Source organism: Phyllobacterium pellucidum, assembly GCF_013327855.1.
In the GTDB taxonomy this organism is placed as follows: domain Bacteria; phylum Pseudomonadota; class Alphaproteobacteria; order Rhizobiales; family Rhizobiaceae; genus Phyllobacterium; species Phyllobacterium pellucidum.
Map to the genome: position 1 here is coordinate 1,068,341 of NZ_JABUMX010000002.1, position 13,876 is coordinate 1,082,216.

The window sequence follows — 13,876 nt, forward strand, 5'->3', positions numbered from 1 at the left end:
TGGTAAAATAGGTTTTGCAAGTTAGAATGATTTGCAAAGGCGAGGAGTGATTGACCTATTTCCTGCAGCTCCTGTTGAACGGAATCCACAATGCGGCACTCTACGCGCTGCTTGCCTATGGGTATGTCCTGATCCACGGTCTCACGCACAGAACCGACCTTTCGCTCGGCGCAATCTTTGCCTTTTCCGGGCAGACCTTTATTCTTGTCGCGGCCTTTGCCTGGTCGATCCTCTGGATGACCCTGCCCGCCGCCCTCGCCTTCGGTCTGCTGATCGCTCTCGTCTATGTCATGACCGGCGGCTATGTAATCGCTAGGGTGATTTATGCGCCGCTCGAAGCCGGCACGCGCAACACGATCCTTGTCGCAACCCTTGGCCTCAGCATATTTCTTGCCGAGCTTTCCCGCATCGCTGCCAACACGCGCGATTACTGGCTTCCGCCCATGCTGTCGCAACCCTTGCCGGTCCTTGGCCCGCAGGTGGATATCAGCCTCACCCAGATGCAGGTTCTCAACATCGCTGTGGCGCTCACCGTGATCGCTTGCGGTGAAGCGATCATGCTGCGAACGGCGGCGGGACGTATCTGGCGTGCCGTGAGCGACGAGCCGCAGGCAACCGCCATGTGCGGGATCGATCCGAAGCGAGTGAGAACGCAGGCCATCCTTGCCGCATACGGCATATGTGCGCTGGCAGGATTTCTGGCGGCGCTCTACTACGGCAATATCAGCTTCAATACCGGCATGATCTTCGGATTGAAAATCCTCTTCATCACCGCGGCCGGCGGCTTCTCACGGCCGCTTCATGCTGCGTGCGGCGCAGCCCTTGTCGGCATGGTCGAATCGCTCTGGGGCGGATATTTTTCCGTTCTGTGGCGGGATGTCGCCGTTTTTTCCCTGCTGGTCTTCGTACTCGCCACCCGCATCACGGGCCGGGACGAGGAGCGCATCTAACCCTGCAGGCTGTGACCGCCATCGATGGTAATGACCGTGCCGGTGATATAGCTGCTCGCGTCAGACGCAAGCATGAGCACGGCACCATCGATATCTTGCGGTTCTCCGAGGCGTCGCATGGGATTCTTGCCTTTCAGGAAACCGCGCGCCGGCCCATCCATCAGGTCTTCGTTGAGGCGGGTCGGAAACCAGCCGGGAGCAATCGCATTAACCCTGATTCCATGTGCCGCCCATTCAAGCGCCATCGAGCGGGTCATCACAGAAGCGGCGGCCTTCGACATGGCGTAGGCGGTGGAACCCTTGATGGGGGTGTCGGCAAGAATGCTCAAGAGGTTGACGATGGAGCCGCCGACGCCTTTGGCGATCATCCGCTTGGCGGCCTCCTGAGCGACGAAGAAAGCGCCTTCGGCATTGACCTCGAGAATGCGGCGCAACTGGTCGCGGGTCGTGTCTATCGCCCGGATGATCTCGGCAACCCCGGCATTGTTGAACAGGACCGTCACAGTGCCCTTCCAGCTTTCAGCCTCATCGAATGCACGTTCGATATCGGACGCTTTCGTGACGTCCCCGACAATGCTGAGGATTCTGGGATTGCATGAACCTTCCGGGACCGCCGTTCGCGAGATTGAAACAACATTTGCGCCGTTGGCCGCAAGGACTTCCACCATACGCAGCCCGAGACCGGAGGATCCACCGGTGACCACAATGGTTTTACCTGCAACTGAAAGAGAAGATTCGCCTGCCATTCGCCCTTTTACCAGTAAGTCCTGCATCATGTGTCCAGCAACTGTTAGACCGCGGCTCGACACATGACAACTGCTGAACGTTATACCACCCGGCGCTGCACCTGCGGCCTATCGTATCCCTTTATGAACTAATCAATTCTGTTGATGGTTTCAGATCCCGTGCTGCAACCAGAGCGTGAAGATGTTCTTATAGGCAAGGCTGGGAGGGCCACCGCGAAGAGCGGGGTGTATTGCCGGCTATCTGAATGAATTGGGAGGACGCCAATGCCGGCTTTGCTCGCGATTTCGCGAACGATCGATCGTATCAATGAACTCGTCGGGCGCGGCGTCGCCTGGCTGATCTTCCTGGCGGTCGTCGTCAGCGCCGGCAATGCGATCATTCGCAAGGCGTTCAACGTTTCGTCTAACTCCTGGCTCGAACTGCAATGGTATCTCTTCGGCGGCGCCTTCATGCTTGCCGCCGCCTATACGCTGCAGCAGAACGAGCATATCCGCATCGATATCGTCTACGGCGCATTTTCAAGGCGCGTCCAGCATTGGATCGATCTTCTCGGGCACCTCTTCTTCCTGATGCCGTTCGTCATTCTGATGATCTTCTATTTCGTCCCCTATGTGCGGCTCTCCTTCAACAGCGGCGAAGTCTCATCAAGCGCCGGCGGCCTCATTCTGTGGCCTGCCAAGCTCATTCTTTTCGCTGGGTTCGTACTCCTCGGCTTCCAGGGCGTCTCCGAAATCATCAAGAAAATCGCGGTAATACGCGGCGACATGCCCGACCCTAACCCACCCGTTTCGATGGAGGAAATCGCGGAACAGGAAGTGGCGACGATTGCGGGAGCGCGCAATGATTGAATTTATCGCCCAGAACATGGCGCCGATCATGTTCGCTTCGCTGATCATCTTCCTGTTGATTGGCTATCCCGTCGCGTTTGCCCTCGCCGCAAATGGCCTTTTGTTCTTCTTCGTCGGGGTCGAACTTGCGCCGCTGTCGAACGGCAGCATCACGCTCTCCTGGCCGTTGCTCTATGCCCTACCTGACCGGTTTTGGGGACAGATGTCCAATGAGACCCTGCTCGCCATTCCATTCTTCACCTTCATGGGCATCATTCTTGAGCGGTCCGGCATGGCCGAGGACCTTCTCGACACCATCGGTCAGCTCTTCGGACCCATTCGCGGCGGTCTTGCCTATGCCGTCATTTTCGTCGGTGCGCTGCTCGCGGCAACAACCGGTGTTGTCGCGGCCTCAGTCATCGCGATGGGCTTGATCTCGCTCCCCATCATGATGCGGTACGGCTACGACAGGCGTGTCGCCTCGGGCGTCATCGCCGCCTCCGGAACCCTGGCGCAGATCATTCCGCCTTCACTCGTGCTCATCGTCCTTGCCGACCAGCTCGGGCGCTCGGTGGGCGACATGTATCATGGCGCGATTATTCCTGGTCTCGTGCTGACCGGACTCTACATGCTTTACATCCTTGCGATGACCTTTCTCAGGCGCGATTCAATGCCGGCCCTGCCCAAGGAAGCGCGCACGCTCGGCTCCGGCGTCACATCGCTGATTGTCGCCCTCGTCATTGCCGGGGCCATCGCCTATGGCGCGCATAGGATGCTCGCGCAAAGTGCCGGTGCGAACGCGGATATTTGGGGCGGCACCATCGCGATCATTGCCATCTATCTGTATGCGCTCGCCGACCGGGCGTTCGGCATGAACACGATGTCGCGGCTTGCCCAGCAGGTGATCATAGTCCTCATACCACCGCTCGCCCTGATCTTCCTAGTGCTCGGCACCATTTTCCTGGGCATCGCCACGCCGACCGAAGGCGGCGCGATGGGCGCTGTCGGTGCGCTGGTGATGGCTGCCTCCAAGGGCCGCCTCAACATGACCGTGATCAACCAGGCGCTGGCATCGACGACGCGGCTTTCATCCTTCGTCATGTTCATCCTCCTCGGCGCACGCGTGTTCTCGCTTACCTTCTACGGCGTGAACGGGCACGTCTGGGTGGAACACCTCCTGGTTTCCCTCCCGGGGGGCGAAGTCGGCTTTCTGATTGCAGTCAACCTGCTTGTCTTCTTCCTCGCGTTCTTCCTCGATTTCTTTGAGCTCGCCTTCATCATCGTGCCACTCCTGGCACCTGCGGCAGACAAGCTTGGCATCGACCTGATCTGGTTCGGCGTCCTGCTCGGCATCAATATGCAGACGAGCTTCATGCACCCGCCCTTCGGCTTCGCGCTCTTCTATTTGCGCTCGGTTGCGGCAAAGGTGCCCTATCTCGACAAGATTACCGGCAAGAAGATCCAGCCGATCACCACGGGGCAAATCTACTGGGGCGCCGTGCCGTTCGTCGGCATCCAGGTGCTGATGGTGGCGCTTACCATCATGTTCCCGCAAATGGTCATGCACTACAAGGGCACCGGCCCGGTCGTCGACCCGTCGCAGATCAAGATCGAGGTTCCGGGTTTTGGCGGCGACAATGGGCTCGGCAACGGATTGGGTGGAGGCGGACTTGGCAATGGCCTCGGTGGGCCTGCCAATGATCTGAGTTCACCGCCGCCTTTCGGTGGGCCTGCGCCAAATCCGGCAGCGCCCGGGCAACCGGCCGCCCCGGCGCAGCCGCCGGTGCCTGACCTTAGGCAGCCACCGAAGATGTGACGGCAACAAAAAACCCCGGGGACCGCAAGGTTCCCGGGGTTTTGCTTTTAACTGTGTTCAGCGCCTAGAGCTTGCCGTTGCGCTGCTGGATCATCATGAACGTATCGAAGGAATATTCCGCGACCTGCGCATAAAGGAAGTGCTCGTTGCGGAACGCCTTGATCGAATCCCAGATCTTTTTGAACTCGGGGTTTGTGGCTTCCATCTCGCCATAGACGCCATTGGCCGCTTCGAAGCAGGCGCTCATGATTTCCGGGCTGAACGGGCGCAGTTGCGCGCCGCTCGCGACGAGGCGCTTGATCGCCGCCGGATTGAGCGAATCGTACTTCTGCAGCATATCGGCATCGGTGGCCTGCGCAGCGGTGCGGAAGAGAGACTGGTAAGCAGGCGGAAGCGAATCCCACTTCGCCTTGTTGACCATGAAGCTGACCGTCGGACCGCCTTCCCACCAGCCGGGATAGTAGTAGAACGGCGCTACCTTCTGGAAGCCCAGCTTCTCGTCGTCATAGGGTCCGACCCATTCGGCAGCGTCGATCGTGCCCTTTTCCAGCGATGGATAGATGTCGCCGCCGGCGATCTGCTGCGGCACGACACCAAGCTTTTCGAGCACCTTGCCGGCAAACCCGCCGACCCGCATCTTGATGCCCTTGAGGTCTTCGACCGTCTTGATTTCCTTGCGGAACCAGCCGCCCATCTGCACGCCGGTATTGCCGCCGGGATAGACCTGCAGGCCCTGCTTGTTGAAGAACTCGTTGAGGAGATCGATACCGCCCAAATGATACTGCCAGGCATTCATGCCCCGCGCATTCAGCGCAAACGGAACGGCAGCGCCGAGCGCCCAGGTGGGGTCCTTGCCCCAGTAATAGTACGCGACCGTATGGCAAAGCTCGACAGTACCGGCTGCCGCCGCATCAGCAGCCTGCAGGCCCGGCACGATTTCGCCGGCAGCAAATGGCTGGATTACGAAATTCCCGTCCGTGGCTTCCTTCAGATACTTCGAGAGCACTTCCGCGCCGCCATAGATCGTATCCAGCGATTTCGGAAATGACGACGCGCACCGCCATGTGATTTTCGGCAGCGACTGCGCGATCGCGGGCGCAGCAAGCGTCGTTGCTGCGGCCGCACCGACACCGGCAAATCCAGCCTTTGTGATAAATGAACGACGATCCATAAAATCTCCTCCAAACAATTGATCTGGACCATTCTCCCGATCCCGCGATCACCATACACACTCACTATTTCAAGTCCAGCGGGTGAACCGACAAAGCCGCACCGGCATTAAGTGGATTGATATTGTTGTAGGATTCTCGTCGCAATTCCGATTCCGGCGCGAATGTCGCGGCGTCTCTCCGGCCATTGGAAACGCTGGGGAATTGCACTAAATAGAGGGAACAATCTTTGCGGGAGCACTTCCATGCGGCAACCCCTCGTCGCCATAACATCCGATGTACGCGCTTTCGAAAACTATACCTGGCACGCAGCGCCCGATCAGTACCTGATGGCTGCCTATGATGCCGCTGGCGTTATTCCGCTCATCGTCCCTTCCTTTGGGAATGGGCTTGATATCGACGCTATTCTCGACGGGGTCGACGGGGTGCTGATTACGGGCTCCAAGTCCAATGTGCATCCCGCGCTCTATGGAGCGGAGCCCAGCCCGGCGCACGAGCCCTACGATCCGGCACGCGACGCGACCTCCCTGCCGCTCATTCGGCGCGCCATCGAGCGTGGCATTCCGCTTCTAGCCATTTGTCGCGGCATTCAGGAGTTGAACGTCGCGCTTGGTGGAACGCTCGCCACGGAAATTCAGGAACTCGATGGCCGCATGGACCATCGCGCCCCGCAGTCGGATCAGCAAGCAGAACGCTTTGCCATTCGTCATCCGATACGCATTAAACCGGGCTCCTGTCTTGCCGGCGTCATGAACAGCGATTCGATCAAGGTCAATTCGGTCCACCGCCAGGCCATCGAGAAGCCAGCGCCCGCGCTCGAGATCGAAGCCGTTGCCGAAGATGGCACGATCGAAGCCGTATCGGTGAAGACCGCCCGCAACTTCGCCGTCGGCGTGCAATGGCATCCGGAATACTGGGTGAAGACCGATTCGCCGTCGCGCAAGATTTTCGCCGCTTTCGGCGATGCGGCGCGCGCGCACAAGGCGAGCCGCGAGCGGCTGCACGCAGCCGAATAATTATCTAGTACGTCAACACGCCTTCGGTGGACATCGACAGGACGACGGAGCGCGGTTCGATGCTGATATAGGCAAGCCCATCACCCGGGCTGAAGGCGACGATGGTTCGGCCCGTATCATCGGCAAGGTCAATCGTCCCGTCCTCATTATTGTGCCAGGTCCTGGCTTGCGCGAGCGGCGGATAGAGCCCGGCGCAGCCCTGCTCGATCGTCAGCGCATTGTGGCCGGGAAGACCGTTCTCAGCGGGAAAAGCCTTGCATTTCGCACTGCCGCCCGGGCCGCTGATGACGAATGTCGGCACATCGAGAATATCGTTCTGTCTCGGCTCTTCGCTGGTGATCGACGCGGTGGTCGCCGTATCGACATTCGTTTCCCCACCTGACGTGTAGGTGGCGAAATCAAGAAACATGGCGATGACTGCAACTGCGCTCACAAGGGCGAGCAAGACCGTGTTGGCGGGTTTCATGCCAAGCTCCACAGGGGTCACTCTTTCGAAAACCCTAGTCCCGTAGCGTTAATGAACCGTGAACCATCGTCGCAGCGCGCGCGTCAGCGCTCTTTCGGCTTGGAGGTGGATTGACGGATGCGCAGTTCAGGCTTGATCAATTCCTGGCGTGCATGGGTGTCGGCGCCATTGAGCTGATCGAGAAGCGCCCTCGCCGCGCGCTGGCCGACTTCGCGCTGGCCGTTCCAGACGGTGGTGAGCGCCGGCGTCGCAATCGCTGCTTCCTCGAGATCATCATATCCGGTGACGGAGATGTCGACGCCTGCGACGAGGCCGGCGCGGGCGATGCCGTTCATCATGCCGATCGCAGCAAGGTCGTTCCAGCAGACGGCCGCCGTCGGGTGGTCCTTCAGCGCCAGGAATTGCGGCGCCGCATCGAAGCCGGCCTGCTTCGTGCGTGGTCCCGAAATTCGCCACTCGGGCTTTACCTCGAGGCCGGCCTTCTGCATGGCCTGGAGATAGCCTTCGTAGCGATCGCGGCCCGTCGACGTCTGGTCCGTTCCGCCGACCATGGCGATGCGCGTATGTCCGAGCGAAATGAGATGGTTGGTGGCAAGCCCGATGCCGTAGGCGTCGTCACCGCGGAAAACCGGGACATTCGCATCCTTGACGCTGCGGGCGATCAGAACGACCGGCAGGCCATTGTCTTCCGCCATGCGGATATCTTCAGCGGGCGTTCCGATCGCGGGCGACATAATGACACCATCGCCGCCAAGCTGCAGAACCGTATCGATGAAGGTGCGCTGCTTGTCCAATTGGTCGTAGTGATTGGAAAGGATGAATGTTTGCCCGGATCGGTCGAGTTCACCTTCGATGGCGCGCAGGATCTCGGCGAAGAAAGGGTTCATGATGTCATGGACGACCACGCCGACAATGCCGGATCGCGACGTGCGCAGGCTTGCCGCCCTCCGGTTGTAAATGTAGCCGATCGTTCGGGCGTGTTCCTTGATCTTCTCGCGCGTCTGATCGGCGACGAGAGGACTATCGCGCAGGGCCAGCGAAACGGTCGCAGTGGACACTTTCAGCGCGTCGGCAATCGTCGATAGTTTGATCTTTTGCGCCAAAAACCGCCTCCCGCAGTGTCGTCCGACAAATGTAATCTTTACACGGCGTTATGCCACCGCAACCGAATAAATCAAAGTTCTTTCGTTACGCATACGGTCAGCCATTCTTGCGGTCCTGGCGGGACTTTGCGACCGCTCGCAACTGCCGCTCGCGGTGTACGACGTAAAGGCCGCTCCCTATGATGATCACGGCTCCGCATAGCGTGTAGGCATCCGGAAACTGGCCGAAGATGAAATAGCCGAAACCCAGCATCCAGATGATCTGAAGAAACGGATAGGGAGCGAGCGCCGCCGTTGTTGCGCGCTTGTAAGCGAGAATGATGAGGAAATGACCAAGTCCGCCAAAAAAGCCCAGAAGACATAGAAGCAGGATCTGGAACGGCGTTTGCGGAAGGACCGCCTGCGTAATTGCCGGCGACATCAGGATCGCCGGCGCAAGGGCGGAATAAAAGATGAGGCTTTCCGGCGATTCAGTCGCGGCCATCTTGCGCGTGAGCAGGACATAGAATGAATAGCTCAGCATTGCCGTGATCGAATAAGGCAGGCCTGGATTGAGCTCGCCAAATCCCGGACGCGCAATGATCAAAACGCCCATGAAGGCGACGATGATGGCAAGCCAGCGCCGCCAGCCTGCCCATTCTCCAAGGATGGGTCCGGCGAGCGCCGTGATGACCATGGGCGCGGCAAAGGTAATCGTCATCGTTTCGGCCAATTGCATGGTCTGCAGGGCGTAGAAGTTGAAATAGGTCGAACCGAACAGGCAGATGCCGCGCAATATCTGCATCGGCAGGTTGCGCGCCCTGAATATGCCGGGATTGGACCATGGCCGAAAGAAGATCAGGACCAGCAGCGTGTGCTCGACGAACCGCATCCATGAAACGAATGCGGTAGGTACGCCGGACAACACCAAATATTTGGCGCTGGAGTCGAGACAGGAAAACAGGAACCCAGTTGCGAAAATATAAAGGATCGCCGCTAACGGCGCAGAGTCCTGTGACGTAGAGGGTGTGGAAGGCAAGGAAACAAACCAATCAGGCGGGCGGAAGCGAGTCCCATGATAACAAAATAAGCTACTTTGTAACCGCCGATTGCAAAAACTTTCGACGAATAATCACTCCTCGTCAGCGTCCTCATCGTCGTGATCCTCTTCGGCCGCCGTCTGGCGCAGATGCTCGGCTGTCGACAGATTGACCTCGAGGCGCGAGAGCATCTTGACGAAGGCTTTGCGCTCCTTCTTGTCGAAACCCTTCATCGCATCCTTTTCCGTCTTGCGGATCGATTTTTCGATGGCCTTGATCGCTTCATTGCCGGTTTCGGTCAAGAAAATATGAGCCTGGCGCTGATCCGTCGTCGAGCCCTGCTTCTTGACGAATCCCTGGGTCTGCAGTCGCGAAATCGTCTTGGTGATCGTTGGCGGGCGCACGCCCAGCCGCTTGGCAAGAATGCTGGGTGAAAGGCCGTCCTCGTGGGCAAGTTGCAGCATTACGGCATCCTGCCCCGCATAGAAGCCGTGGCCGAGGAGCCGCATCGCCAATGCCGTCCGCGTCAGCCGCGCGGTCGATTGCAGACGATGAAGAATGAGGGGCTTACGATCCTTGACCATTCAAACTCCTGCTCGCTTTTCAGCGTTGTTCCGTTGATGATAAGACGGCTAGCTCTGTTTGGTGGATGGCAGTTAACAGACAAAGTTTATTACGCAGACAGTTACGAAGGAACGAGCTATTTGCTCGCCGAAGAGCGCACGCCACAGTTGACTTATACCCAATATCCGCCCGGCAAAATCGCGTTACAACGCTTATATGACAATCTGATGAAATTTGCCGACGAATTGCTCGTGAAGCAATAATAAGCGCATTGCTTATACGCCGTAAGATGTAGGAGCGGCATTTCCTCCGCTTGCGGATACCGATATGATCAGCCGAAGCGCCCGACAGATGAGCACCTCATGCCGATATCCTCAACACATATGATCGCCATTTTGCCCCTTGGCGCTCACGAGCAGCATGGCCCGCATCTGCCGTTCGAAACCGATACGCTGATCGCAACCGGATTGGCCGCGCGGCTGAAGGCAGCGCTTTCCAAGACGCTGTTCATCGAATGGCTGCCGGTCGAGCCCGTTGGCTATTCAATCGAGCACATGGACGTCGCCGGCACGCGGACGCTCGCCTTCGACGAGGCGGTGCATCGCTGGATCGGTATTGGCGAAAAGCTGGCGCAACGCGGTATTCGCAAACTTGTCATCCTCAATGCCCATGGCGGCAATTCGCCCTTGACGACAATCGTTGCGACAGAACTCCGTATCCGTTTCAACATGCTTGCGGTGGCAACGAGCTGGACACGATTTGGGCTGCCGGAGGGATTTATTTCCCCCGACGAGAAGGCCCTGGATATTCACGGCGGTTTCATCGAGACCTCGGTGATGCTGGCGCTTTATCCGCAATATGTGGATATGACCAAGGCGGGAACCTTCGATTCTCGACAGCGACAGTTTGCGAAAGACTACAGGCACCTGCGCGCCTATGGCCCGCACGCCTTTGGCTGGAAGATGAGTGATCTCAACCCGCAAGGGGTTGCCGGCGACGCGGCACGCGCAACCGCAGCGGCAGGCGAAGCGATTATGGCCCATAGCGTCAAAGGACTCGTCGAGCTCATTGAGGATGTCGACCGGTTTGATCCGGCTGTTCTTGTCTAAAACCATCAATGCTCAACGCGATTGATGCAGCCATTCACGCAATTGAAGGCGTTTGGTGTGGCAATATGTAATCTTATCACCTATATCGTGGGTCAATCCATCCAAAGAGGCGCACGATGAGTGAAGCTCAAACGACATCCGCTGCCGCGGCAGCAACGGGGCGCGCAGCCCAGATCCCGGTAACCGTATTGACCGGCTATCTTGGCTCCGGCAAGACGACGCTGCTCAATCGCATCCTCAGCGAAGACCATGGCAAGCGTTATGCCGTCATCGTCAATGAGTTCGGTGAAATCGGCATCGACAACGACCTCATCGTCGAATCCGACGAAGAAATCTACGAAATGAACAATGGCTGCATTTGCTGCACCGTTCGCGGCGATTTGATCCGGGTCGTCGAGGGCTTGATGCGCCGTCCGGGCCGGTTCGATGCCATCATCGTCGAAACGACGGGGCTTGCCGATCCGGTTCCGGTGGCGCAGACCTTCTTCATGGACGATGACGTGCGCAGCAAGACCGCGCTTGATGCCGTCGTCGCCCTGGTCGACGCCAAGCATCTGCCGCTGCGTTTGAAGGACAGCCGAGAAGCCGAAGACCAGATCGCCTTCGCCGACGTCGTCCTTCTGAACAAGACCGACCTCGTCTCCGCCGATGAACTTGCAGCCGTCGAAGCGACGGTTCGTGCCATCAACCCGCGTGCCGTCATTCATCGTACCGAGCGCGCCGGCATTGACCTTTCCCGTGTGCTTGACCGCGGCGCGTTCGACTTGAAGCGCGCGCTCGAAAGCGATCCGCACTTCTTGGATCATGATCATCCGGACCATGCCTGCGGTCCGGACTGTGATCACCACCATCACGATCATGATCATGATCATGAGCACCACGACCACGACCACGCGCATCATCATCATGATCACGCGTCACCCATTCACGATGTGACCGTCCAGTCGGTTTCGCTGCGCACCGGCGAACTCAACCCCGACAAATTCTTCCCCTGGGTTCAGAAGATCACCCAGGAACAGGGTCCGAACATCCTGCGCCTCAAAGGGATTATGGCCTTTAAGAACGATCCAGAGCGCTATGTTATCCAGGGTGTGCACATGATCATCGAAGGCGACCATCAGCGCGCTTGGAAGGATGGCGAAAAACACGAGAGCAGACTGGTGTTCATCGGCCGTCAACTTGATCATGCCGCCCTTAAGGCTGGCCTTGAAAGCTGCCTCTAGGACAAGCCCTTATGCCGACAATTGCACCGCTCGATCTGGCCGGCCATTGCGTCGATGCGCGCTTCATCCGGGACGTTCCATTCTTTGCCCTGGCCGATGGCACGGTCCATCGCCTCGACAACGGTCATAAGACGAGCGAGGTCCACGACGGCCTCCTATGCGCGGTTCTTTCGGCAGATGGTAAGTCACTGCTTACGGGCGGAGAGGACGGCCGGGTTTGTTCGACCGGGCTCGACGGCGAAGCAACAGAACTGAGCAAGCTGCCGCGCAAGTGGATTACCGCGCTCGCTGCCGCGCCCGGTGGAGCGATTGCCTTTGGTTCAGGCCGCTCGGCATGGGTCCGTTCAGCTGACGGAACATTGCGCGAGTTTTCCCATGAACGCAGCGCCGAGGGCCTCGCTTTCGCACCAAAGGGTCTCCGGCTTGCGGTTGCCCGCTATAATGGCGTTACGCTGCACTGGCCAGCGACGAACAGTGCGCCGACGGAACTCGAGTGGAAGGGCGCCCACGTCTCCGTGATCTTCTCCCCCGACAACCGGTTTCTGGTCACATCGATGCAGGAGAATGCCTTGCATGGCTGGCGGCTCGAAGACAGCCGCCACATGCGCATGACCGGCTATCCGAACAAGGTAAAGAGCTGGTCCTGGAGCGTGAAGGGCAAATGGCTGGCGACGTCGGGTGCGCCCGCTGCCATTGTCTGGCCCTTTGCCGGCAAGGATGGCCCAATGGGCAAGGCGCCGCTGGAACTTGGAACGCGCGGCGACAGTGTCGTCACCGCCGTCGCCTGCCATCCAATTGAGGAGATCGTCGCGATCGGCTATTCGGATGGCATGATCCTTGTTGCCCGCTTCACCGACCAGAAGGAAGTGCTTTTGCGCCGCCCCGGCAAGGGTGCGGTTTCAGCAATGAATTGGGATGCGTCAGGCCATCGGCTGGTCTTCGGTTCGGACGCCGGCGATTGCGGGGTCGTGGATATAACGGCCTGACGGCTGACGGCACATCAAGCGTTCAGTGCTTGAAGCAATTTTCTCGATGCCACCGCAAGAAATGTGGATGCGGTCTTTGACTGACACGTTGTAGAACGATTGCTCGGCCGGTCTTGTTGAAGAGCATCTGGATGCCTTCTGGATCATTTGCCTGTCGCGAAATCAAAATCTCCAGATCATCGGAGAAGGCAATCAGCCCCCGATCGAACATCCAGTGCACGGTCCCGGAAAGGGCCACGCCATTCGTCAAAATATCTGGTCCGTTGGCTTCGACCGGGCGGATATGCGCCGCGTTGACCATTGATGAGTTTCAGTCCAGTGACCGCGCATCGCTTGTCGTAAGTAACCACGCGTTTCTGCCACCTCTCTCGGCTCGTAATAGATGATCCAGTCACCTACGCACGCCTGGACACGTCCAAGATATTGGCTCGGGAACTGATATCGTTCAGCCGGGCTATCGTCGTAGATCGAATCTGAGCGGTGAATGAAAACCCCGAATCCCATGAAAGTGTTCTAGCACGCTCCACGGTTAAGGCCAGAAGGCCGATGCTGGAGCGGGCGCACCCGCCTTTCTGTGGTTACGGGGACAGTATTTGCACCTCGGGTAGTCTCCCTGCAAGGATTCTCCGGTTCGGTCGGAAAGCCACTCACCTTGAGGTAGTGGCGAGCGTCGCCGCTGTTGGCTTCGATTGAACTTGCCGCTTGAACGCACGCAAGCCCGGGGGATGCCGGGCTTTTGTGTGGGTTGTTTTGTTGTGATGTTGGTTGCGGGGACAGGATTTGAACCTGTGACCTTCAGGTTATGAGCCTGACGAGCTACCGGGCTGCTCCACCCCGCGTCAATGTGTGTGCGGTATGCGCTTGCGCTTTCCTTTGGTGCG

At 58.6% G+C, this 13,876-nt stretch carries 13 protein-coding genes, 1 tRNA gene and 1 pseudogene; 7 read left to right on the plus strand and 8 right to left on the minus strand.

Annotated features, from left to right (window positions below):
* Positions 1–50 precede the first annotated feature (50 nt).
* Positions 51–950 carry a branched-chain amino acid ABC transporter permease gene (locus tag HQ945_RS13155; protein ID WP_113280914.1) on the plus strand — a complete coding sequence of 300 codons (900 nt, stop codon included), beginning with the start codon at positions 51–53 and terminating at the stop codon, positions 948–950.
* On the opposite strand, the gene HQ945_RS13160 is transcribed toward HQ945_RS13155, so the two are convergent.
* Positions 947–1,696, minus strand: a complete 750-nt coding sequence (locus HQ945_RS13160) for an SDR family NAD(P)-dependent oxidoreductase (RefSeq protein WP_027229463.1) — start codon at positions 1,694–1,696, stop codon at positions 947–949. The genes HQ945_RS13155 and HQ945_RS13160 overlap by 4 nt on opposite strands.
* A gap of 264 nt (positions 1,697–1,960) precedes the next feature.
* On the opposite strand from HQ945_RS13160, the gene HQ945_RS13165 reads away from it, so the two are divergent.
* Both HQ945_RS13165 and HQ945_RS13170 read left to right on the plus strand, forming a co-directional pair.
* Entirely contained in the window at positions 1,961–2,545 is a 585-nt protein-coding gene (locus tag HQ945_RS13165) for a TRAP transporter small permease subunit (RefSeq protein WP_174208151.1), read from the plus strand.
* The gene (locus tag HQ945_RS13170; RefSeq protein WP_113282306.1) at positions 2,538–4,340 is read left to right on the plus strand and encodes a TRAP transporter large permease; all 1,803 of its coding nucleotides are present in this window, start codon (positions 2,538–2,540) and stop codon (positions 4,338–4,340) included. Before HQ945_RS13165 ends, HQ945_RS13170 begins: the two co-directional genes overlap by 8 nt.
* A gap of 64 nt (positions 4,341–4,404) precedes the next feature.
* On the opposite strand, the gene HQ945_RS13175 is transcribed toward HQ945_RS13170, so the two are convergent.
* Entirely contained in the window at positions 4,405–5,511 is a 1,107-nt protein-coding gene (locus HQ945_RS13175; RefSeq protein ID WP_113282305.1) for a TRAP transporter substrate-binding protein, read from the minus strand.
* Between the two features lie 243 nt (positions 5,512–5,754).
* Here HQ945_RS13175 and HQ945_RS13180 point away from each other — a divergent pair, with 243 nt between their 5' ends.
* Positions 5,755–6,525, plus strand: coding sequence for a gamma-glutamyl-gamma-aminobutyrate hydrolase family protein (locus tag HQ945_RS13180; RefSeq protein WP_091925346.1), 771 nt, complete (start codon positions 5,755–5,757; stop codon positions 6,523–6,525).
* 4 nt (positions 6,526–6,529) lie between these two features.
* On the opposite strand, the gene HQ945_RS13185 is transcribed toward HQ945_RS13180, so the two are convergent.
* The 4 genes from HQ945_RS13185 to HQ945_RS13200 all read right to left on the minus strand — a co-directional run bounded on the left by HQ945_RS13185 (position 6,530) and on the right by HQ945_RS13200 (position 9,697).
* Positions 6,530–6,991, minus strand: a complete 462-nt coding sequence (locus HQ945_RS13185; protein ID WP_091925343.1) for a hypothetical protein — start codon at positions 6,989–6,991, stop codon at positions 6,530–6,532.
* Between the two features lie 83 nt (positions 6,992–7,074).
* Entirely contained in the window at positions 7,075–8,094 is a 1,020-nt protein-coding gene (locus HQ945_RS13190; RefSeq protein WP_091925340.1) for a LacI family DNA-binding transcriptional regulator, read from the minus strand.
* A gap of 97 nt (positions 8,095–8,191) precedes the next feature.
* Positions 8,192–9,112: a DMT family transporter gene (locus HQ945_RS13195; RefSeq protein WP_091925337.1), complete on the minus strand. Its 921-nt coding sequence runs from the start codon at positions 9,110–9,112 to the stop codon at positions 8,192–8,194.
* A gap of 93 nt (positions 9,113–9,205) precedes the next feature.
* The gene (locus HQ945_RS13200) at positions 9,206–9,697 is read right to left on the minus strand and encodes a MarR family winged helix-turn-helix transcriptional regulator (protein WP_091925334.1); all 492 of its coding nucleotides are present in this window, start codon (positions 9,695–9,697) and stop codon (positions 9,206–9,208) included.
* Between the two features lie 342 nt (positions 9,698–10,039).
* Between HQ945_RS13200 and HQ945_RS13205 the strand changes: the two genes are divergently transcribed.
* From HQ945_RS13205 to HQ945_RS13215, 3 genes are all read left to right on the plus strand, one after another.
* Positions 10,040–10,786, plus strand: coding sequence for a creatininase family protein (locus HQ945_RS13205; protein ID WP_091925331.1), 747 nt, complete (start codon positions 10,040–10,042; stop codon positions 10,784–10,786).
* A 116-nt stretch (positions 10,787–10,902) separates the two neighbouring features.
* Entirely contained in the window at positions 10,903–12,009 is a 1,107-nt protein-coding gene (locus HQ945_RS13210) for a CobW family GTP-binding protein (protein WP_174208152.1), read from the plus strand.
* An 11-nt stretch (positions 12,010–12,020) separates the two neighbouring features.
* Complete coding sequence (locus tag HQ945_RS13215; protein ID WP_091925328.1) at positions 12,021–12,995, plus strand: WD40 repeat domain-containing protein; 975 nt, start codon at positions 12,021–12,023, stop codon at positions 12,993–12,995.
* Positions 12,996–13,017: 22 nt separating this feature from the next.
* On the opposite strand, the pseudogene HQ945_RS13220 reads toward HQ945_RS13215, so the two are convergent.
* A pseudogene (locus HQ945_RS13220) lies at positions 13,018–13,499 on the minus strand (HNH endonuclease).
* Between the two features lie 258 nt (positions 13,500–13,757).
* Positions 13,758–13,834: transfer RNA gene (locus HQ945_RS13225), tRNA-Met, on the minus strand.
* Between the last annotated feature and the right edge of the window lie 42 nt (positions 13,835–13,876).